Source organism: Streptomyces europaeiscabiei (assembly GCF_036346855.1).
Taxonomy (GTDB): Bacteria; Actinomycetota; Actinomycetes; order Streptomycetales; family Streptomycetaceae; genus Streptomyces; species Streptomyces europaeiscabiei.
In genome coordinates this window covers 2,047,670-2,066,563 of sequence record NZ_CP107841.1, presented here as the reverse complement: position 1 = coordinate 2,066,563, position 18,894 = coordinate 2,047,670, and the positions used below count along the sequence as shown (strand labels likewise).

Here is an 18,894-nt window from a genome sequence, read left to right as displayed (position 1 = left end):
GTGCTCCCTACTCATGGAACTCATGGAACTGGTGGAACCCATGGAACCGGTGGAATCCATGGAGCTGGTTGAACCCATGGAACGGAATGATCGGTTCCGTGCCGGTTCCACACGTGTGGCGCGGCGCGATCAGTCCCGGGCCAACTCTGCCTCGGCGGCGGCGAGCGCGGCGAATTCCTCCTCCGGTGCCTTCGCCACCAGGTGCTTACGGCTGTAGAGCCCGAAGTACGCCGCCGCGACCGCGTACACGACGAGCGCGATGATCGCGGCCGTCACGTCCACCAGGAAGGTCGCCACCAGCGCCGAGCACGCGAGGACGAGGGCGACCGAGGAGGTCACCACCCCGCCCGGCGTGCGGTACGGCCGCTCCAGCTCCGGCTCCCGGCGGCGCAGGACGATGTGCGACAGGGACATCAGCGCGTAGCTGATCGTGGCGCCGAAGACGGCCATGTTCAGCATCCGGCCGCCGTCGCCGGTGGCGGCGGCCAGCACGAAGCCGATCGTGCCCGGCACCAGCAGGCCCAGGTACGGGGCCTTGCGCTTGCTGGTGAGGGACAGGACCCGAGGGAGGTAACCGGCCCTGGAGAGGGCGAACAGCTGCCGGGAGCCCGCGTAGATCAGGGAGAAGAACGACGCGACGAGCCCGGCCAGCCCGGCGTAGTTCACGAACCGGCTGAGCACCGTGACCTTGCCGTCCGGCTGGAGCGCCTCGACCAGCGGGTTGCCGGCCGCCTGTATGGCGTTCGAGCCGCGCGCCCCGGCCGCGGCGAAGAAGGTGATCACCGCCAGCACCACGAGGATGCCCATCGACCAGCGGATCGCCTTCGGCAGGGCACGAGCCGGGTCCTTGGTCTCCTCGGCGGCCAGCGGCACACCCTCGACGCCCAGGAAGAACCACATGCCGAAGGGGAACGCCGCCCAGATGCCCAGCAAACCCATGGGCAGCCACGAACTGGCGCCGAGCGCGGCGGAGTCGACCGGGATGTCGTCCAGCGCGGACACACTGAAGTCGGGCAGCGCGCCCAGGGCGAACACGATCAGGGCGAAGACCGCGAAACCGGTGACGGCGAAGGTGACTATCAGGGCCTCGCCGACGCCCCACAGGTGTATGCCGATGAACAGCGCGAAGCAGACCAGATAGACCGGCCAGCTCGACGTCAGGCCGAAGAGGCCCAGCGACTCGACGTAGTCGCCGATGAAGATCACGATGGCGGCCGGGGCGAGCACGTACTCGATCAGGATCGCCGTGCCGGTCAGGAAGCCGCCCCACGGGCCGAGCGCCCGACGTGCGAAGCCGTAGCCGCCGCCCGCCGTGGGCAGGATCGCGGACAGTTCGGCGAGGGCGAAGACCATACAGGCGTACATGGTGCCCATGAGCACCGTGGCGATCGCCAGGCCGCCGAAGCCGCCCTCCGCCAGGCCGAGGTTCCAGCCGGAGAAGTCGCCGGAGACGACATAGGCGACGCCGAGGCCGGTCAGCAGTACCCAGCCGGCGCTGCCCCGGCGGAGCGTTCGGCGCTCCAGGTAGTCGTCCGCCGCATCGGCGGTGTCCGTGTCTTTCAGGGACATGGCGCACTCTCCCCACTCAAAGGAATGGATCCATACCTTTGTGGGGTGGGTGGCCGAAAAGCAATACCCCTGCGTTAAGCGAGCGTAAATCCGTACTCATTCGGGATGTTCGTTCGGGTGGGCGGGCTCACCCGAGGAAGCCGCGCAGCAGGGCCGCCGTACCGGAGCAGTGCTCCCGCATGATCTCCCGCGCGGCCTCGGCGTCCTCGTCGAGAACGGCCTCCACCAGCGCCGCGTGCTGCTGCTGGGAGTGCTCCAGGTTCCGCACCAGCAGCGGGATGCAGTCGAGGAGGTCGTTGACCCCGGCGCGGACGGCCGCGTACTGGCCGGCGAGCGACGGGGAGCCGGACAGCTCGGAGATGGTGAGGTGCAGGAGGGTGTCCAGGCGGCGGTACTCCGTGAGCGGCGCGTTGTGCGTACGGGCCAGGGCCGCACGCAGCCTCTCGACCTCTTCGCTGGTCAGGCCGTGTGCCGCGCACAGTCCCGCCGCGCCCACCTCCAGCACCTCGCGGAAGCGCAGGGTGTCCTCGACGTCGATGCCCTTCAGGCGGCGGCGCAGCTCGTCCTCGCCCGGGGTGTCGACGCGCGGCAGTACGAACGTCCCTCCGTAGCGCCCGCGCCGGGCCTCGATCAGCCCCTGGTCCTGCAGCACCTTCAGCACCTCGCGCAGCGTGACCCGGCTGATCCCGAGCCGCTCGGCCAACTCGCGTTCCGCCGGCAGCCGTTCGCCGCCCGGCACCAGGCCGAGCCGGACGACCTGCATGATCTGCTCAAGCGCCTCCTCGAAGCCGTTGCCCGCCCGCACCGGCCGCAGTACGGACGCCAGCCGGTCGTCGGCCCAGGGAGTGCCCGGTTCCGCCCCTGTCTGCGACATGTGGCCGTTGCCCCTTCCCAACTAATGGTTACGGGTAATACCTTATGGCTCCCGGATGGCTGAATGCCTCCGGGGTGGCCGAAGAAGCTTCTAGGAGGCTTTCCCGTGGCAGACCGCACACCCCCGCTCACCGTCGAGGAACTCCACGCCCTCGTCGCGGGCGGTGAGATCGACACTGTCGTCCTGGCCTTCCCCGACATGCAAGGGCGCCTCCAGGGCAAGCGGTTCGCCGCGCGCTTCTTCCTCGACGACGTGCTCGCCCACGGCACCGAGGGCTGCAACTACCTGCTCGCCGTCGACACCGAGATGAACACCGTCGACGGCTACACGATGTCCTCCTGGGACCGCGGCTACGGCGACTTCGCCATGCACCCGGACCTCAGCACCCTGCGCCGGGTGCCCTGGAACGAAGGCACGGCGATGCTGATCGCCGACCTCGCCTGGAACGACGGCTCACCGGTCGTCGCCGCGCCCCGCCAGATCCTGCGCCGCCAGCTGGAGCGCCTCGCCGAACTGGGCTACACCGCCAACGTGGGCACCGAGCTGGAGTTCATCGTCTTCAAGGACACCTACGAGCAGGCGTGGGACGCCGGCTACAAGGGTCTGACCCCGGCGAACCAGTACAACATCGACTACTCGGTCCTCGGCACCGGGCGCATCGAGCCCCTGCTGCGCCGGATCCGCAACGACATGGAGGCCGCCGGGCTGACCGTCGAGTCCGCCAAGGGCGAGTGCAACCCCGGCCAGCACGAGATCGTCTTCAAGTACGACGAGGCCCTGGTCACCTGCGACCAGCACGCGGTCTACAAGACCGGCGCCAAGGAGATCGCCTCGCAGGAGGGCGTCTCGCTCACCTTCATGGCGAAGTTCAACGAGCGCGAGGGCAACTCCTGCCACATCCACCTGTCCCTGGCGGACGCCGACGGCGCCAACGTGATGGCCGACGGCCACGACATGTCGCCCGTCATGCGCCACTTCCTCGCCGGACAGCTCGCCGCGCTCCGAGACTTCTCGCTGCTCTACGCGCCCAACATCAACTCGTACAAGCGGTTCCAGCCGGGCTCCTTCGCGCCGACCGCCGTGGCCTGGGGCTACGACAACCGGACCTGCGCGCTGCGGGTCGTCGGCCACGGCCGCTCCATGCGCTTCGAGAACCGCCTCCCCGGCGGTGACGTCAACCCGCACCTCGCCGTCGCCGGGCTGATCGCGGCCGGGCTGTACGGCATCGAGCAGAAGCTCGAACTGCCGGAGGTGTGCACGGGCAACGCGTACGCCGCCGGGTACGACCAGGTGCCGACCACCCTGCGCGAGGCCGCCGAGCTGTGGGAGAAGAGCCCCATCGCCAAGGCCGCGTTCGGTGACGAGGTCGTCGCGCACTACAGCAACATGGCCCGCGTCGAACTGGCCGCCTTCGACGCCGCCGTGACCGACTGGGAGCTGCGCCGTTCCTTCGAACGTCTGTGACTCATCGAGGTCTGTGACTCATCGAGGTCGGTGACTCGCCGAGGTCGGTGACTCGCCGAGGTCCGTGATGCACCGAGCACGTCCGTGGTGCACCGAGGTCCGCGGTGCACCGAGGTCCGTGATGCACCGAGCACGTCCGTGACGCACCCGCTGTGAGAGGTCCTGTCTTGTCCGAGCAGTCCCAGCAGTACGAGCAGCAGCTCCAGGTACTGAACCCCGCCACCGAGGAGGTCGTCGCCTCGGTTCCGGCCGCCGGCGCGGCGGACGTCGACGCGGCCGTGGCCCTGGCGACCGGGGTCCAGCGGCGGTGGGCCGCCACGGCCCCCGCCGACCGTGCCCGGCTGCTGCGCCGCTTCGCCGCGACCGTGGACGAGCACCTGGAGGAGCTGGCGCTGCTGGAGGTCCGGGAGGCCGGGCACACCATCGGCAACGCCCGCTGGGAGGCCGGCAACGTCCGGGACCTGCTCGACTACGCGGCGGGCGGCGTGGAGCGGCTCACCGGCCGTCAGATCCCGGTGGCCGGCGGTCTCAACGTCACCCTCCTCGAACCGCTCGGCGTCGTCGGGGTCATCGCCCCCTGGAACTTCCCGATGCCCATCGCGGCGTGGGGCGTCGCCCCCGCGCTCGCGGCCGGCAACGCGGTGATCCTCAAGCCCGCCGAGACGACGCCGCTCACCGCGCTCCGCCTCGCCGAGCTGGCCCGCGAGGCGGGGCTTCCCGAGGGCCTGTTCCAGGTGCTGCCCGGCCACGGCCGCGTCACCGGCAACGCCCTCGTCGAGCACCCCGGCGTCGCGAAGATCGTCTTCACCGGGTCGACGGCCGTGGGCAAACAGGTGCTGGCCAAGGGCTCCGCGCTGCTCAAGCGCGTCACCCTTGAACTCGGCGGCAAGAGCCCCAACATCGTCTTCGCCGACTCCGACCTCGAAGCCGCCGCCGCGGCCACCCCCATGTCGTTCCTCGACAACTCCGGCCAGGACTGCTGCGCCCGCACCCGCATCCTCGTCCAGCGTTCCGTCTACGACCGCTTCCTCGACCTCCTGGTCCCCGGAATCGAGTCCGTCCGCGTCGGCGACCCGGCCGACGAGGCCACCCAGATGGGCCCGCTCATCTCCAAGGTCCAGCTGGACCGTGTCCGTTCGTACGTCGACCCGGACGCGCCCGGCATCCGCGGCAAGGCCCCCGAGGGCCCCGGCTTCTGGTTCCCGCCGACCGTCCTCACCGGCGTCGATCCCGGCGCCCGCGTGGCCGCCGAGGAGGTCTTCGGCCCCGTCGCCGTCGTCCTCCCCTTCGAGGACGAGGCCGACGCGATCCGGCTCGCCAACGACACCCCGTACGGCCTCTCCGGCTCCATCTGGACCCGGGACGTCGGCCGCGCGCTGCGCGTCTCCCAGGCCGTCCGCGCGGGCAACCTGTCCGTCAACTCCCACTCCAGCGTCCGCTACTGGACCCCCTTCGGCGGCTTCAAGCAGTCCGGCATCGGCCGTGAACTCGGCCCGGACGCCCTGACCGCCTTCACCGAAACCAAGAACGTCTTCATCAGCACGGAGGGCCCCGCACAGTGACCTCAGAAAACATCTGCCGCCGCCTGGTCGGCCGCACCGCCGTCATCACCGGTGCTGGCAGCGGCATCGGCCTCGCCACCGCGCGCCGGCTCGCCGCCGAGGGCGCGCATGTCGTCTGCGGCGACCTGGACGAGGCGCGCGGCAAGGCGGCCGCCGAGGAGGTGGGCGGGCTCTTCGTGAAGGTCGACGTCACCGACGCCGAGCAGGTCGAGGCGCTCTTCAGGACCGCGTACGACACCTACGGCAGCGTCGACATCGCGTTCAACAACGCGGGCATCTCGCCGCCCGACGACGACTCCATCCTGGAGACCGGCCTGGAGGCCTGGAAGCGGGTCCAGGAGGTCAACCTCACCTCCGTGTACCTGTGCTGCAAGGCGGCGATCCCCTACATGCGGCGCCAGGGCAAGGGCTCGATCATCAACACCGCGTCCTTCGTGGCCCGCATGGGCGCGGCGACCTCCCAGATCTCGTACACGGCCTCCAAGGGCGGTGTGCTCGCCATGTCGCGGGAGCTGGGCGTGCAGTTCGCGCGGGAGGGCATCCGCGTCAACGCGCTCTGCCCGGGGCCGGTCAACACCCCGCTGCTCCAGGAGCTGTTCGCGAAGGACCCGGAGCGCGCCGCGCGCCGCCTCGTGCACATCCCGGTCGGACGGTTCGCCGAGGCCACCGAGATCGCGGCCGCCGTCGCGTTCCTCGCCAGCGACGACTCGTCCTTCGTCAACGCCACCGACTTCCTGGTCGACGGCGGCATCTCGGGCGCGTACGTCACCCCGCTCTAGACCCCGCTCCAGGGCGACGGAGCACCGCCACCACCGGTGTGATTAAAGTGCCGGGATGAGCAGTTCGCCGCCCGGCTGGTACCGCGACCCGTCCTACCCGCTCACCGAACGCTGGTGGGACGGGACCGCGTGGACCGATCACCGGCGCCAGCCGGAGCAGCCCGTCCCGCCGGTGCTCCAGCCGCAGCCGCCCCCGGGCAAGGGCCCCGGACGCACCAAGGTCGTCGCGCTGGCCGCCGTCGGGGCCGTCCTGGTCGCCGGAGCGGTCACGGGGGGCGTCCTGCTGCTCGGCGGGGACGGCGACGGCGGCCGGGAGACGAGGACGGCGACGACCTCCCCGACCTCCGACGCCGACGGGAGCGACGGCCCGACCCCCACCAAGCCCGCCACCGCGACCCCCACCGGCGACCCGACCACCGTCGTGGACGACCTCAACGGCATCGCCTTCCCGATCCCCGACGGCTGGGAGGACGGCGACGGATCCGCCGAGGACGACGCGGTCCTGGTCACGGACGACGGCATCTACGACTGCCCCGGCGACAACGGCCTGTGCCGCAGGGGCACGGTCGTCTCGCGGACCGTCACCGGCAGCAGCGAGACATCCCCGAAGGTCCTCGCCCAGCGCGACATCGAGGACGCGGCGAACGACGCGTACGACCGCGACGAACTGGACCGGCGCCCCTACAACGGCATCACCGGCCACGAGGTCGTCTCCTCCGGCTCGGTGGCCGTCGCGGGCCGCGCCGGCTACTACGTGCGCTGGCGCGTCACGACGGGGGCCGGACCCGGCGGCTACGTCCAGTCCCTCGTCTTCCCGTCCAGCAGCGGCTCCGAGGCCCCGGTGCTCGTCCGGTTCGCCCTCGACGCGGGCGACGACGGCCCGTCGGTGGGCGACATCGACGAGATCGTCGAGGGCATCCGACCGGTGGGCGACGCGGACGCGGACACGGGCGGGGGAGTGGGCAGCAGCCTCGGCCCGTCGTGAGCGCTCGCGGCGCGCGGAGCCGGGAGGCCGAGCGGGGCTCCCGGCCGCCGCCGGCCTACAGGAACGTGTGCCCCTCGCCGCGGTACGTGGGCACGGCCGCCGTCACCTCGTCGCCCTCCACCAGGTGCAGCACGTCGAACCGCTCGCACAGCTCGCCGGCCTTGGCGTGCCGGAACCACACCTTGTCGCCGAGCAGCAGGTCGTCCGCGGGCGCGCCGAGCAGCGGGGTCTGCACCTCGCCGGGGCCCTCCTGCGGGTCGTACTTCAGCCCCTCGGGCAGATACGGCACCGGCAGCCGGTCGGGGCCGGGTGCGCCGGACGCCGGGTAGCCGCCGCCCAGCACGGTGACGACCCCGACACCGGGGCGCCGTACGACGGGCATGGCGAAGAGCGCGGCCGGACGCCCGCTGAACGACGTGTAGTTGTCGAAGAGCCGGGGCACGTAGAGCCCGGAGCCGGCGCCGATCTCGGTGACCGCGTCCTCCGCCGCCGTGTGCTGCACACTGCCCGTGCCGCCGCCGTTCACGAACTCCAGGTCCGGCGCCACCCGCCGTACGGCGCGCACCACTTCGGCCCGCCGCGTGGCCAGCTCCTTCTTGGCGGTGGCCTGCATCAGCCGGATGGCACGCGACCGGAACGGCCGCCCGGCCACCGAGTCGCCGACACCGGCGATGTGCCCCTCGTACGCCATGATCCCGACCAGCTTGAACCCCGGGCGCTCGGCCACGGCGCGGGCCATCTCGCCGACCTGCGCGGGGGAGTGCAACGGGGAGCGCAGGGCGCCGACGCGCACCCGTCCGCCGAGCAGCTTCAGCGAGGTGTCCAACTCCAGGCAGACGCGCACGACTTCGGTGCCGCCACGCCGGGAGTTGTCGATCAGCTGGAGCTGGGCGGGGTCGTCGACCATGACGGTCACCGCGGCGGCGAGCTTGGGGTCGCCCGCCAGTTCGGCGAAGGCCTCGTGGTCGGCCGACGGGTAGGCGAGAAGGATGTCCTCGAACCCGGAGCGGGCCAGCCACAGGGACTCGGCGAGGGTGAACGACATGATGCCCTGGAAGCCCTCCCGGGCCAGGACCCTCTCCAGGAGCGCCCGACAGCGAACGGACTTGCTCGCGACGCGGATCGGCTTGCCGCCGGCCCTGCGGAGGAGGTCGTCGGCGTTCGCGTCGAAGGCGTCGAGGTCGACGATCGCCAGAGGTGCGTCGAGATGAGCTGTGGCCCGGTCGTACCGGGCCCGGTCGGCGGCGCGCGCAGTCATGCACGAAGCCTGCCAGACATGATTACCGCAGGGTAGGGGGACGTTCCGGGCAGAAGCCGCGGGTCGGCGGACTGGTTCCCGTTCGACCGGGGCCAACCCGTAGAGTGACGCGCACGCAGGGACGACCTCGACGGGGATGCGGATCCGCTGCCACGGGTATGGCTTGCCCGTGGTGTTGGACCGTCGGCGGGGCCCGTCCCAGGTATGCGTGACGACCGCTCCCCACGGGCGGTCGGACGCCCGGACGACCTCCGGGTCGGCCCGGACGAGGAAACGGGGGGTGCATGAGCACGGAAGCGCGCCGCGCCTCCATCCCCCCGCGACCACCGGGTCCGCCCCGCCCGTCCATACCGCCGGACCACGACGCGTCGACCATGACACCGGACGCCACGACATCGAACACCGCGACGCCGGGAACCCCGCCGCGGCGGCCGTCGCGGGGGCCCGGGTCCGGCAGCGAGGCACCAGGGGCGTACGCGACCGCCCCGGACACGTGTCCGTCCGCCTCGGGTGCGCCCGGCTCGGCCCCTCCGGTCGGCTCAAGCCCGGTGGGTGGCCCCTCGGTTCCCCCGCCCCGCCCGGATCGCATGCCCTCGGCCGGGAACGGTCCGACCATGCCACGCCGCCCTCAGCGGCCACCGGTGGCGGGTGCGCCCGCCCGACCCAGCACTCCGCCTCGCCCGTCCTCGGCGCCGTCCCCGACTCCGGGCACGACCCGGGACGTACGCCGCCCGGGTGCGGCCGACGCCCCGAACACCCCGGAGAACAGCCGGAGTTCCGCCGGTCAGGGCGGGCACACACCCTCCCGTGCGCACGACCCCGGCCCGGTGGCCGGTCAGGGCGGCCCTTCGCAAGGATCCCGGCAGACAGCCGGGCAGAGCCCCGCACGTGGTTCGGGTGCGGCGGCGGACGAGACTCCCCCGCGCGGCTCCGTCGTGGACGGTGGCGCCGCCCCGCGCCGAGGCGAACACCCGCGCTTCTCCGACTTCCGGCGCACGGCGGGCCAGAACCCAGGCACCCCGGCCACCCCGCCGCCCCCGGCCGCCTCCGCTCGCTTCCCGGACTCCCCACCGGCGTCCTGGACCCGTTTCCTGAACGCTCCGCCGACGGCTCCGACCCGTTTCCCGGACGCCCCGCCCTCGGTGTCGGCCCGTTTCCCGGACGGTCCGCCGGCGGCTCGTCGCCCGGACGGCGCGCCTGCCTCGGGGACTGCTCGTTTCCCCGACACCCCGCCCCCCGCGCGCGACGCCGGACGGCGTACGGGTGCCGGCCGGCCTTCGGGTGCCGCACCGTCCCCGGACGCCCGGACCGCCGGCTCGGCCCCGCCCCTCGGCGACCGCCCGCCCCGGCACTCCGGTCCGGCCGGCTCGCCCGTCGGCGGCACGCCACCTCGGACCTCCGGCCCTTCCAACGGCGGCCGTTCCACCCGTCCCTCCGACTCCACCCCCGGCGGCACGACCCCCCGCCCGGCCGGACAGCCCCCGACACCGGCGCCCCGTGACGGCGTACCGGCTTCCGGCGGTTCCGTTCCACCCCCGGCCTCACCCCTCCGTCGCCCGCTGCCCGAGGAGACGGGCCCCGAGGGGACGCCTCGGCCGCGGCCCATCACGCCCGAGCGCTCCGGTGGCTGGCAGCCTCCGGCGGGTTCGTCCCGGCGGTCCGCCGAGGCGCTCGACGGAGTCCTCGGGGCGCCTCCCGGGCGACCCTTCGTGACGTTCGCGCAGCCGGACACATCGCCGTGGACACCGCCCGAGCCGTACGACGGGCGGCGCAAGCCGCGGCCCACCAAGGCGCGGGCGGCGGCCGTGGCCGCGTGCGTGGTGCTCGGCGTCGGGCTCATCGGCGGCGCGGCGGCCGGGAGTTGGCTCACCGGGGACCCCGGGGCGGACGGCTCCCGCGACACCTTCGCGGTGGCCGGGCAACTGTGGCACGGGGTACCCGTCGACGAGCTGTTCCCACCCACCGTGCAGGGCGAGGGCGCCGGACCCGGCGGTACCGACCGCACCTGGACCCGGGTCGCCGTCGCGCGCGACAGCGGTTGCGCGGACGCCTTCGACCCGCTGCTGCGCAAGGCCCTCGCCCCCGTCGGCTGCCTGCGACTGCTGCGCGCCACCTACACCGACGCGACCCACAGCAGCGTCACCACCGTCGGCCTGATGTTCACCAGGGCCGACGCCGCCGCCATGGCCGCGCTCGGGAACCGCTTCACGAAGGACGGCCTCGACCGCCGCACCGACCTGATGCCCCGGGCGTACGCCGCCGAGGACACCGTCGCCGCCGGCTTCGGCGACGGTCAGCGGGCCTCCTGGACGATCTCCGTCCTCACCGACGTCCCCGTGGTCGCCTACGCCGTCTCGGGCTTCGCCGACGGCCGCACCGTCACCCAACCGCAGCCGGCCGCGGACGCGATGAAGTCCGGTGCCACGACCGCCCCCGCCCAGTCCGGCCTCGGCCACGAGGCGCAGGGCCTCGCCGACCGCATCGAACGCGGCCTGCGCAGGACCGCCGCGTCCGCCACGGAGCAGCCTTCATGAAAGCCGACAAACCCGGGACCACCGGAAGGGTCGCGAAAGCCGACCGACGCCACCGGCGCGTCCCGCGCCTCGGTCTGCTCGGCGTACCCCTCGCCGCCTCCCTGGCCCTGCTGCCCTCCACCGCCGCGCACGCCGACGGCATCCGGGACCAGCAGTGGGCGCTGGGGGCGATGCACGCGCAGGAGGCGTGGCGTACGACCAAGGGCGCCGGTATCACCGTCGCGGTGCTCGACACGGGCGTCGACGACGAGCACCCGGACCTGGCCGGCAACGTCCTGCCGACGAAGGACATGGTCGGCTTCGGGGCCTCGCGCGGCGACCGCTCCTGGGCCCGGCACGGCACCGCGATGGCCGGGATCATCGCCGGACACGGACACGGCGTGAACGACGCCGACGGCGTCCTCGGCGTCGCCCCCGAGGCCAAGATCCTCCCTGTCCGCGTCATCCTCGAAGACGGCGACTCGGCCCGCTCCAAGGCCCGCAGCACCCGCGGCAACGCCCTCGCCGAGGGCATCCGCTGGGCCGCCGACCAGGACGTCGACGTCATCAACCTCTCCCTCGGCGACGACTCCGAGTCCGCCCACCCGGACCCCTCCGAGGACGCCGCGGTCCAGTACGCCCTGCAGAAGGGCTCGATCGTCGTCGCCTCGGCCGGCAACGGCGGCGCGAAGGGCGACCACATCTCCTACCCGGCGGCCTACCCGGGCGTGATCGCGGTGACCGCCGTCGACGAGGACGGCGACCGCGCCCCGTTCTCCACCCGCCGCTGGTACGCCACCGTCAGCGCCCCCGGCGTCGACGTCGTCATCGCCGACCCCGACCGTAAGTACTACGAGGGCTGGGGCACCAGCGCCGCGGCGGCCTTCGTCTCCGGCGCCGCAGCCCTCATCAAGGCGGCCCACCCGAGCCTGACCCCCGCCCAGGTCAAACGCCTCCTGGAGGGCACCGCCCGCGAAGCCCCCGTCGGCGGTCGCGACGACTCCCGGGGCTTCGGCTTCGTCGACCCGGCGGCCGCCATCGAGGAAGGCGGCAAGCTCACGTCCGACGACCTCAAGACCGCGTCGTACGGCGGCAAGTACTTCGGCTCCGGCCCGGACCCGGTCGAGGAGGAGGACCCGACCGCCGGCTGGGCCGCCCCCGCCGCGGGCGGACTCGGCGTGGTCCTGCTGGTCACCGCGGTGATGGTCTGGCGCGGACGCGGTCGCGGCCGACCCGACGAGTACGTCGTCTGAAGCCGGCGTCTACGAGCCGGTGGCCACGCCCGCCGTGACCGTCGCGTCCGCCGGAGCCACGTCGCCGGCCGTTTCCGCCGTGTCCCCGAACACCGAGACGGCCGCCCGCGCCGCCGCCTCGACCAGCGAGATCCCCTTCGCCTTCGTCGTGTTGCCGTTCGACACCACCGCGACCAGGTACTCCCGCCCGTCCACCGCGACCCGGCCGACGCTGTTGATGTCCCACAGCCCGGTGGCGGTACGCGGCAACCACCCGTTCTTCAGCGCGAATCCGGACCCCGAGGCCCCGCCCGACGCCGCCGCCGAGACGCCCCAGTCCTGACCCTGCGCGATCCGGCCCATCAGCTCCTGGACGTACCCCCGCGACGCCTCGTTCAGTTCGGACGTGTCGTCGTCCCCGAACACCTGCTGGAGCAGGGCGAGTTGATCGGCCGCCGTGGTCTGCGTGAGTCCCCAGTACAGGCCGTCGCCGCCCTCGGTGCCCGTCAGCCCGAACCGCGCGTTCGCGGCGTCCAGACCGTCGGCCTGCCCGATGGCCTTCCACAGGGCCGTCGCGGAGACGTTGTCGCTGTCACGGATCATCGCGGAGGCGTACGTCCTCTCCTGCACGGTGAGCTGCCGGTCCGCGTCCTGCGCCTGCAGCAGCAGCGCCGCCAGGATGTCCAGCTTCACGATGCTGGCCGTGTCGAACCGCGCGCTCCCGTACCCGGCCGAGTCACCGGACGCCACGTCGAGCACGGCCACGGACACCTCCGCCCCGTCCTCGACGGCCACGTCCGCCAGGGCCGCCGCGAGCAGCGCGTCGTGGTCCACCTCGGGCGCCGCCACAGGTTCCACCGAAGCCTCCTCAGCGACCACGTCCGCGCCCGGCGCCGTGGAGGCGGAGGCCGAGGGCGATACCGACGATGACGCCGACGACGATACGGCGGAGCTTCCGCCGTCCTGCGCCTGGGCCCTCATGTACACCGACCCGGCGGCCGTGCCGCCCACGAGGACGAGGGTGGCGAGCGCGATGCGGACGAGCGGACGGCGCCCGGACGGACGGGCGCTGCGGCGGGCTCTTGATGAGGGCATGCCGTGATGGTTCTGCGCCGCGCTGTGCGCCTGGTTAGGCGATTGTTAGATCCTTGTCAGGGATCGCTGAGAAAACCGTGAGTGATGTGACCGTCACGTTTCCGGCCTGCCGAACGCCCGGGAGACTTCCCCCGATAGGGTCGACGACCGTGGCGAACAAGAACATTCCCGACCCCGGCTTCTCCGACGACGACGGCTCCGCCGACCCCCGGCTGAGCGCCGCGCTCGCCGCCTGGGCCGAGGACCGGACCGCTGTGAGCCCTGTCCTCGAAGCCCTCAAGGGGGCCCGGCTCCTCGTGCCCGTCGTGGCCGTGCTCGGTGAGGTCGAGGTCGACGAGAACGGGCTGCGCCGCGAGAAGACCAGCGACATGGCCGTCCCCACCCTGAAGGCCGGCGGCCGCACCGCCCTGCCCGCCTTCACCTCCACCGACTCCCTCGCCCGCTGGGACCCCGCCGCCCGCCCCGTCGCCGTACCCCTGCACCAGGCCCTGCAGGCCGCCGCGCACGAGAAGGCCGACACGATCGTCCTCGACCTCGCGGGCCCCGTCCCCTACGAGCTGACCGGCCCCGCCCTGCGCGCGCTCGCCGAGGGACGCACCACCACCGACCCGCTCGCCGACCCCGCCGTCCTCGACGCTGTACGCTCCGCCGTCGCCGCCGAACCGGCCGTGCTCCGCGCCCACCTCGGCCCCGGACAGGCCGACGGCACCCTCGCCCTCGTCCTCGACCCGTCCGCGGGCCCGGCCGAAGCCGCGCGGTCCGTGGCGGGCCGCCTCGCCGCCGACGAGACACTGCGGGCCCGCCTGGTGCGTGGCCTCGACCTGGCACTGCTGCCGGCCGGGGCGACGCCATCGGGCGAGCCCTTGTACGTACGCCGGTGAGCGCGCGCGGATCGGTGAACGCGCGACCCACGGCCCGGCCGGTGTCCTAGCCGTAGACCGGGCCCGTGTACTTCTCGCCCGGACCCTGACCCGGCTCGTCCGGCACGACCGACGCCTCGCGGAACGCCAGCTGCAGCGACTTCAGACCGTCGCGCAGCGGGGCCGCGTGGAAGGAGCTGATCTCGGTGGCGGACGCGTCCAGCAGACCGGCGAGGGCGGTGACCAGCTTGCGGGCCTCGTCCAGGTCCTTGTACTTGTCTCCCTCCTCCGTCAGACCGAGCTTCACCGCGGCGGCGCTCATCAGGTTGACGGCGACCGTCACGATCACCTCGACCGCGGGGACCTCGGCGATGTCGCGGGTCATCGAGTCGAAGTCGGGGTTCTCAGGAGGGGTCTCACTCATGCCCCACACGATAGGCCCCGGCACGTACGCCCCGACCTGCGGGAGCCCGTCGCCCCCGATTGGCACGCCAGGTTTCAACCCGGTATGGTGGTCCCAACGACCGGCTGGACACCTGTGTGCCCGGCCCGCAAGTGGAGGCTCCGAACTCCCACCTGACTGTCCTCCGGGACGGCAGGTCACCCGGTCAGACGGCCCCCACCGTTCCGTACGGACGGTGGAGTCGTCCGAGTTTGCGCCCCGCGGCACACCCGCGGCGGTGCTCCGGCAGTACATGGAGCCCCGCCTGTGTCCCGTCCGGGGCATTTTTCATGGCTCCTGATGGTTGGTCTCTATGTCAACCAGACATAACACGGCGGTCCGCCAGACCGGCGTGTGGTGCTACCGAGGAGGATCCATCAGCACCGAGCCCCGCATCAACGACCGGATTCGCGTTCCCGAAGTGCGGCTTGTCGGTCCCAGCGGCGAGCAGGTCGGGATTGTTCCGCTTGCCAAGGCCCTGGAGCTTGCGCAGGAGTACGACCTCGACCTGGTCGAGGTGGCGGCGAGTGCGCGTCCCCCGGTCTGCAAGCTCATGGACTACGGGAAGTTCAAGTACGAGTCGGCCATGAAGGCCCGTGAGGCGCGCAAGAACCAGGCGCACACGGTCATCAAGGAAATGAAGCTCCGGCCGAAGATCGACCCGCACGACTACGACACCAAAAAGGGTCACGTCGTCCGGTTCCTCAAGCAGGGCGACAAGGTCAAGATCACGATCATGTTCCGTGGTCGCGAGCAGTCCCGGCCCGAGCTGGGCTACCGACTGCTGCAGCGTCTCGCCTCGGACGTCGAGGACCTCGGGTTCGTCGAGTCGAACCCGAAGCAGGACGGCCGAAACATGATCATGGTTCTCGGTCCGCACAAGAAGAAGACCGAGGCGATGGCCGAGGCCCGTCAGGCGCAGGAAGCCCGGAAGGCGGAAGCGAAGGCCAACCCCGGCAAGTCGCAGAACGCCGCCGAGGCCGAGCACGCCGACGCCGAGGGCACCGACGTGCAGCACGTCGAGGCCGAGGCGCCGGCCGAGGAGCCTGCCGAGGCGTAAGTCCCCGGGACGCGAGTCCGGGGGAAACCCTGGACACCGGTCCAGGGTGTCAACCGATAGAAATGACGTTCCGTTGTGCCCGGTTTCACGACCGGGCACCGGAACGCCACTGACGAGGAGAGAACGGCGCTATGCCGAAGAACAAGTCGCACAGCGGTGCCAGCAAGCGCTTCAAGATCACCGGCTCCGGCAAGGTGCTCCGTGAGCGCGCCGGCAAGCGCCACCTGCTCGAGCACAAGTCGTCCCGCGTGACGCGTCGCCTCACCGGCAACGCCGAGATGGCCCCGGGCGACGCCGCGAAGATCAAGAAGCTTCTCGGCAAGTGACGCGACGGCGCCTGATCAACCGATCGAAGCGCGCCGTACGTACGTCAGGACCGGGACCCAATCGATTTCGGGTCGTGTGAGGACAACCACGGCCCCGCTACAAGGAGTCAAAAAGTGGCACGCGTCAAGCGGGCAGTAAACGCCCACAAGAAGCGCCGGGCGATCCTCGAAGCCGCCTCCGGCTACCGCGGTCAGCGTTCGCGCCTGTACCGCAAGGCCAAGGAGCAGGTCACCCACTCGCTGGTCTACAACTACAACGACCGCAAGAAGCGCAAGGGCGACTTCCGTCAGCTGTGGATCCAGCGCATCAACGCTGCGGCCCGCCAGAACGGCATGACGTACAACCGCCTCATCCAGGGTCTGAAGGCCGCCAACATCGAGGTGGACCGCAAGATCCTCGCCGAGCTGGCCGTCAACGACGCCACGGCTTTCGCCGCGCTGGTCGAGGTCGCGCAGAAGGCGCTGCCGGCGGACGTGAACGCGCCCAAGGCGGCGTGACGCTGGCGCTGGCCTGAGCCGCGTGTTGTTGTGACCCGGACCCGCAGGTGCTTGCCGCCTGCGGGTCCGGGTGTTTCGGGTGCGTTGTCGGCTGCGGGTGCGTGGGGCCTGGTCGCGCAGTTCCCCGCGCCCCCGAAAACCCAGGCCCCCGCGCCCCCGAAAAGCACGGGGTGCAGCCCCTGCTTCTCAGGGGCACGGGGAACTGCGCGAGAAGTCCCACGCACCCGCACCCGCACCCGCACCCGCCAACGAACCGAACCCCCGAGCTCTTTCGATCCAAAGGTGATCCATGCCCGCCCCCGAGTTGATCTCCCCCCGCTCCGCCCGCGTGTCCGCCGCGCGGCGGCTCGCGAAGCGGAACTTCCGGGGGAAGGACCGCCTCTTCTTGGCGGAGGGGCCGCAGGCCGTGCGGGAGGCCGCCGGGCACGCGGACACCCTGGTCGAGCTGTTCGCCACGGTCGAGGCCGCGGAGCGGTACGCCGACATCGTCGGAGAGGCCCGCGCGGCCGGCGCCCGCGTCCACCTCGCCGACGAGGCGGTCATCGCCGACATCTCCACCACCGTCACGCCGCAGGGCCTCGTCGGGATCTGCCGGTTCCTCGACACCCCCTTCGAGGAGATCCTCAGGAGCCGCCCCAAGCTCGTCGCCGTGCTCGCCCACGTCCGCGACCCCGGCAACGCCGGCACCGTACTGCGCTGCGCCGACGCCGCCGGGGCGGAGGCGGTCGTGCTCACCGACGCGTCCGTGGACCTCTACAACCCCAAGGCCGTGCGCGCCTCCGTCGGGTCGCTGTTCCACCTGCCCGTCGCCGTCGGCGTGCCCGTCGAGGAGGCCGTGGCGGGGCTCAAGGACGCCGGAGTGCGGATTCTCGCCGCTGACGGGGCGGGGCAGGACGACCTCGACGACGAGCTGGACAAAGGGACCATGGGCGGGCCCACGGCATGGGTGTTCGGGAACGAGGCGTGGGGGCTGCCCGAGGAGACCCGAGAGCTGGCCGACGCCGTCGTACGCGTGCCGATCCACGGAAAGGCGGAAAGCCTGAACCTGGCGACCGCCGCCGCCGTATGTCTCTACGCGTCCGCACGTGCACAGCGCGCCTTCGGAGGGTGCCGGACCGTCACGCCCAGCTAGTAGGGTGACGGGCTCGGGGGCCCACTGCACAACGCGAGAGGTGGGGTACGGGGATGAGGGTCGGCACGAGCAGCACCCGGGGAGCACTGGACGTGCTCGCCACATCGGCGGCCCGGCACGATGATCTCGCCGAGCTCGGCATCACCCCCGACGACCTTCCCGACGGACTGGTCGTGGCCGACGAGAACGGCCGCGTGATCTGCTTCAACGCCGCCGCCGCCCGGATCACCGCCACCCCCGCCGCCGACGCCCTCGGCCGCCCCCTCGAATGGGCCCTCCCCTTAGAAGACCTCGAAGGCCGCCGCTGGTGGCAGCTGACCGACCCGTACGGAGGGCTCGCCATCCGGGTCGGACAGCCCGAGCGGAACCTGCTCCTGCCCGGGGCGCGCGAGATCCTCGTGTCGGCCCGCTACATCCGGACGGAGCCGAAGGGTCCCGTCCGCCGGGTCGTCGTCTCCCTGCGCGACACCGAGGCCAGGCGCCGCACCGAGCGCAGCCACTCCGAGCTGATCGCCACCGTGGCCCACGAGCTGCGGTCGCCGCTGACGTCGGTCAAGGGGTTCACCGCGACGCTGCTCGCCAAGTGGGAGCGGTTCACGGACGACCAGAAGAAGCTGATGCTGGAGACCGTGGACGCCGACGCCAACCGGGTCACGCGGCTCATCGCCGAGCTGTTGGACATCTCGCGGATCGACTCCGGGCGGCTCGAACTGCGCAGGCAGCCCGTCGACATAGGCGCGGCCGTCGGACGGCACATCCAGGCGTACGTCGCCGCGGGGCAGCCCGCCGACCGGTTCCTGCTGCGGATCGAGCAGCCGCTGCCCGATCTGTGGGCCGACCCGGACAAGATCGACCAGGTGCTGAGCAACCTGCTGGAAAATGCGGTGCGGCACGGCGAGGGAACCGTCACGATTGACGTCACGCCCACGGCGTCCCCCCGGGAGGGGGAGGACACCGGTACGTCGGTCACGGTGAGCGACGAGGGCAGCGGCATCCCGGAGGAGTCCATGAACCGCGTCTTCACCCGCTTCTGGCGGGGCAGCAAGCGCGGTGGCACCGGCCTCGGGCTGTACATCGTCAAGGGCATCGTCGAGGCCCACGGCGGCACCATCACGGTCGGACGCGCCCCTGTCGGCGGCGCCGAGTTCCGATTTACGTTGCCCGTGGCGGCCCCGGCCTACCTGGCCTGAGCACCACGGGCGCGTTCGTTCACCTCCACCCCGTTAGACTCGGCCTTTGGCACCT

At 72.1% G+C, this 18,894-nt stretch carries 17 protein-coding genes; 12 read left to right on the top strand and 5 right to left on the bottom strand.

Annotated elements, in window-relative coordinates; genetic code table 11:
* Positions 1-129: 129 nt before the first annotated feature.
* Positions 130-1,569 (bottom strand): ethanolamine permease, encoded by a 1,440-nt coding sequence (gene eat / locus OG858_RS08840; RefSeq protein ID WP_086753922.1) that lies wholly within the window; start codon positions 1,567-1,569, stop codon positions 130-132.
* 127 nt (positions 1,570-1,696) lie between these two features.
* Positions 1,697-2,443, bottom strand: a complete 747-nt coding sequence (locus tag OG858_RS08835; RefSeq protein ID WP_086753920.1) for a FadR/GntR family transcriptional regulator — start codon at positions 2,441-2,443, stop codon at positions 1,697-1,699.
* 105 nt (positions 2,444-2,548) lie between these two features.
* Between OG858_RS08835 and OG858_RS08830 the strand changes: the two genes are divergently transcribed.
* The 4 genes from OG858_RS08830 to OG858_RS08815 all read left to right on the top strand — a co-directional run bounded on the left by OG858_RS08830 (position 2,549) and on the right by OG858_RS08815 (position 7,233).
* The gene (locus tag OG858_RS08830) at positions 2,549-3,907 is read left to right on the top strand and encodes a glutamine synthetase family protein (protein ID WP_086753918.1); all 1,359 of its coding nucleotides are present in this window, start codon (positions 2,549-2,551) and stop codon (positions 3,905-3,907) included.
* A 167-nt stretch (positions 3,908-4,074) separates the two neighbouring features.
* A complete protein-coding gene (locus OG858_RS08825) occupies positions 4,075-5,469 on the top strand; it encodes an aldehyde dehydrogenase family protein (RefSeq protein ID WP_179201469.1) in 1,395 nt (464 codons plus the stop codon).
* Complete coding sequence (locus OG858_RS08820; protein ID WP_046709794.1) at positions 5,466-6,248, top strand: 3-oxoacyl-ACP reductase; 783 nt, start codon at positions 5,466-5,468, stop codon at positions 6,246-6,248. Before OG858_RS08825 ends, OG858_RS08820 begins: the two co-directional genes overlap by 4 nt.
* 55 nt (positions 6,249-6,303) lie before the next feature.
* Positions 6,304-7,233, top strand: a complete 930-nt coding sequence (locus OG858_RS08815; protein ID WP_327743581.1) for a DUF2510 domain-containing protein — start codon at positions 6,304-6,306, stop codon at positions 7,231-7,233.
* 55 nt (positions 7,234-7,288) lie between these two features.
* Here OG858_RS08815 and OG858_RS08810 read toward each other — a convergent pair whose 3' ends face one another.
* On the bottom strand, positions 7,289-8,491 hold the full coding sequence (locus OG858_RS08810; RefSeq protein WP_086753912.1) for an amino acid deaminase/aldolase: 1,203 nt from the start codon (positions 8,489-8,491) through the stop codon (positions 7,289-7,291).
* 1,709 nt (positions 8,492-10,200) lie between these two features.
* Between OG858_RS08810 and OG858_RS08805 the strand changes: the two genes are divergently transcribed.
* Both OG858_RS08805 and mycP read left to right on the top strand, forming a co-directional pair.
* On the top strand, positions 10,201-11,025 hold the full coding sequence (locus tag OG858_RS08805; RefSeq protein ID WP_328545011.1) for a hypothetical protein: 825 nt from the start codon (positions 10,201-10,203) through the stop codon (positions 11,023-11,025).
* Positions 11,022-12,257, top strand: coding sequence for a type VII secretion-associated serine protease mycosin (gene mycP, locus OG858_RS08800; protein WP_319067313.1), 1,236 nt, complete (start codon positions 11,022-11,024; stop codon positions 12,255-12,257). Before OG858_RS08805 ends, mycP begins: the two co-directional genes overlap by 4 nt.
* A gap of 9 nt (positions 12,258-12,266) precedes the next feature.
* Here the strand turns inward: mycP and OG858_RS08795 are convergent, their stop codons facing one another.
* Positions 12,267-13,331, bottom strand: a complete 1,065-nt coding sequence (locus OG858_RS08795; RefSeq protein WP_328545012.1) for a serine hydrolase — start codon at positions 13,329-13,331, stop codon at positions 12,267-12,269.
* 149 nt (positions 13,332-13,480) lie between these two features.
* On the opposite strand from OG858_RS08795, the gene OG858_RS08790 reads away from it, so the two are divergent.
* Positions 13,481-14,212, top strand: a complete 732-nt coding sequence (locus OG858_RS08790) for an SseB family protein (RefSeq protein WP_328545013.1) — start codon at positions 13,481-13,483, stop codon at positions 14,210-14,212.
* 46 nt (positions 14,213-14,258) lie between these two features.
* Here the strand turns inward: OG858_RS08790 and OG858_RS08785 are convergent, their stop codons facing one another.
* Positions 14,259-14,615, bottom strand: coding sequence for a DUF1844 domain-containing protein (locus tag OG858_RS08785; protein ID WP_020114430.1), 357 nt, complete (start codon positions 14,613-14,615; stop codon positions 14,259-14,261).
* A 331-nt stretch (positions 14,616-14,946) separates the two neighbouring features.
* Here OG858_RS08785 and infC point away from each other — a divergent pair, with 331 nt between their 5' ends.
* From infC to OG858_RS08760, 5 genes are all read left to right on the top strand, one after another.
* Positions 14,947-15,693, top strand: a complete 747-nt coding sequence (gene infC / locus OG858_RS08780; RefSeq protein ID WP_406195364.1) for a translation initiation factor IF-3 — start codon at positions 14,947-14,949, stop codon at positions 15,691-15,693.
* 131 nt (positions 15,694-15,824) lie between these two features.
* On the top strand, positions 15,825-16,019 hold the full coding sequence (gene rpmI / locus OG858_RS08775; RefSeq protein ID WP_003977225.1) for a 50S ribosomal protein L35: 195 nt from the start codon (positions 15,825-15,827) through the stop codon (positions 16,017-16,019).
* 114 nt (positions 16,020-16,133) lie between these two features.
* Entirely contained in the window at positions 16,134-16,517 is a 384-nt protein-coding gene (rplT, locus tag OG858_RS08770; protein WP_057580434.1) for a 50S ribosomal protein L20, read from the top strand.
* A gap of 289 nt (positions 16,518-16,806) precedes the next feature.
* A complete protein-coding gene (locus OG858_RS08765; protein ID WP_319067320.1) occupies positions 16,807-17,649 on the top strand; it encodes a TrmH family RNA methyltransferase in 843 nt (280 codons plus the stop codon).
* A gap of 53 nt (positions 17,650-17,702) precedes the next feature.
* On the top strand, positions 17,703-18,839 hold the full coding sequence (locus OG858_RS08760; RefSeq protein ID WP_319067322.1) for a sensor histidine kinase: 1,137 nt from the start codon (positions 17,703-17,705) through the stop codon (positions 18,837-18,839).
* Positions 18,840-18,894 lie beyond the last annotated feature (55 nt).

Coding starts and splice junctions, on each gene's coding strand:
- eat (WP_086753922.1), bottom strand. CDS start 1,569: ATGTCCCTGAAAGACACGGACACCGCCGATGCGGCGGACGACTACCTG.
- OG858_RS08835 (WP_086753920.1), bottom strand. CDS start 2,443: ATGTCGCAGACAGGGGCGGAACCGGGCACTCCCTGGGCCGACGACCGG.
- OG858_RS08815 (WP_327743581.1), top strand. CDS start 6,304: ATGAGCAGTTCGCCGCCCGGCTGGTACCGCGACCCGTCCTACCCGCTC.
- OG858_RS08810 (WP_086753912.1), bottom strand. CDS start 8,491: ATGACTGCGCGCGCCGCCGACCGGGCCCGGTACGACCGGGCCACAGCT.
- mycP (WP_319067313.1), top strand. CDS start 11,022: ATGAAAGCCGACAAACCCGGGACCACCGGAAGGGTCGCGAAAGCCGAC.
- OG858_RS08795 (WP_328545012.1), bottom strand. CDS start 13,331: ATGCCCTCATCAAGAGCCCGCCGCAGCGCCCGTCCGTCCGGGCGCCGT.
- OG858_RS08785 (WP_020114430.1), bottom strand. CDS start 14,615: ATGAGTGAGACCCCTCCTGAGAACCCCGACTTCGACTCGATGACCCGC.
- infC (WP_406195364.1), top strand. CDS start 14,947: ATGTCAACCAGACATAACACGGCGGTCCGCCAGACCGGCGTGTGGTGC.
- rpmI (WP_003977225.1), top strand. CDS start 15,825: ATGCCGAAGAACAAGTCGCACAGCGGTGCCAGCAAGCGCTTCAAGATC.
- OG858_RS08765 (WP_319067320.1), top strand. CDS start 16,807: ATGCCCGCCCCCGAGTTGATCTCCCCCCGCTCCGCCCGCGTGTCCGCC.
- OG858_RS08760 (WP_319067322.1), top strand. CDS start 17,703: ATGAGGGTCGGCACGAGCAGCACCCGGGGAGCACTGGACGTGCTCGCC.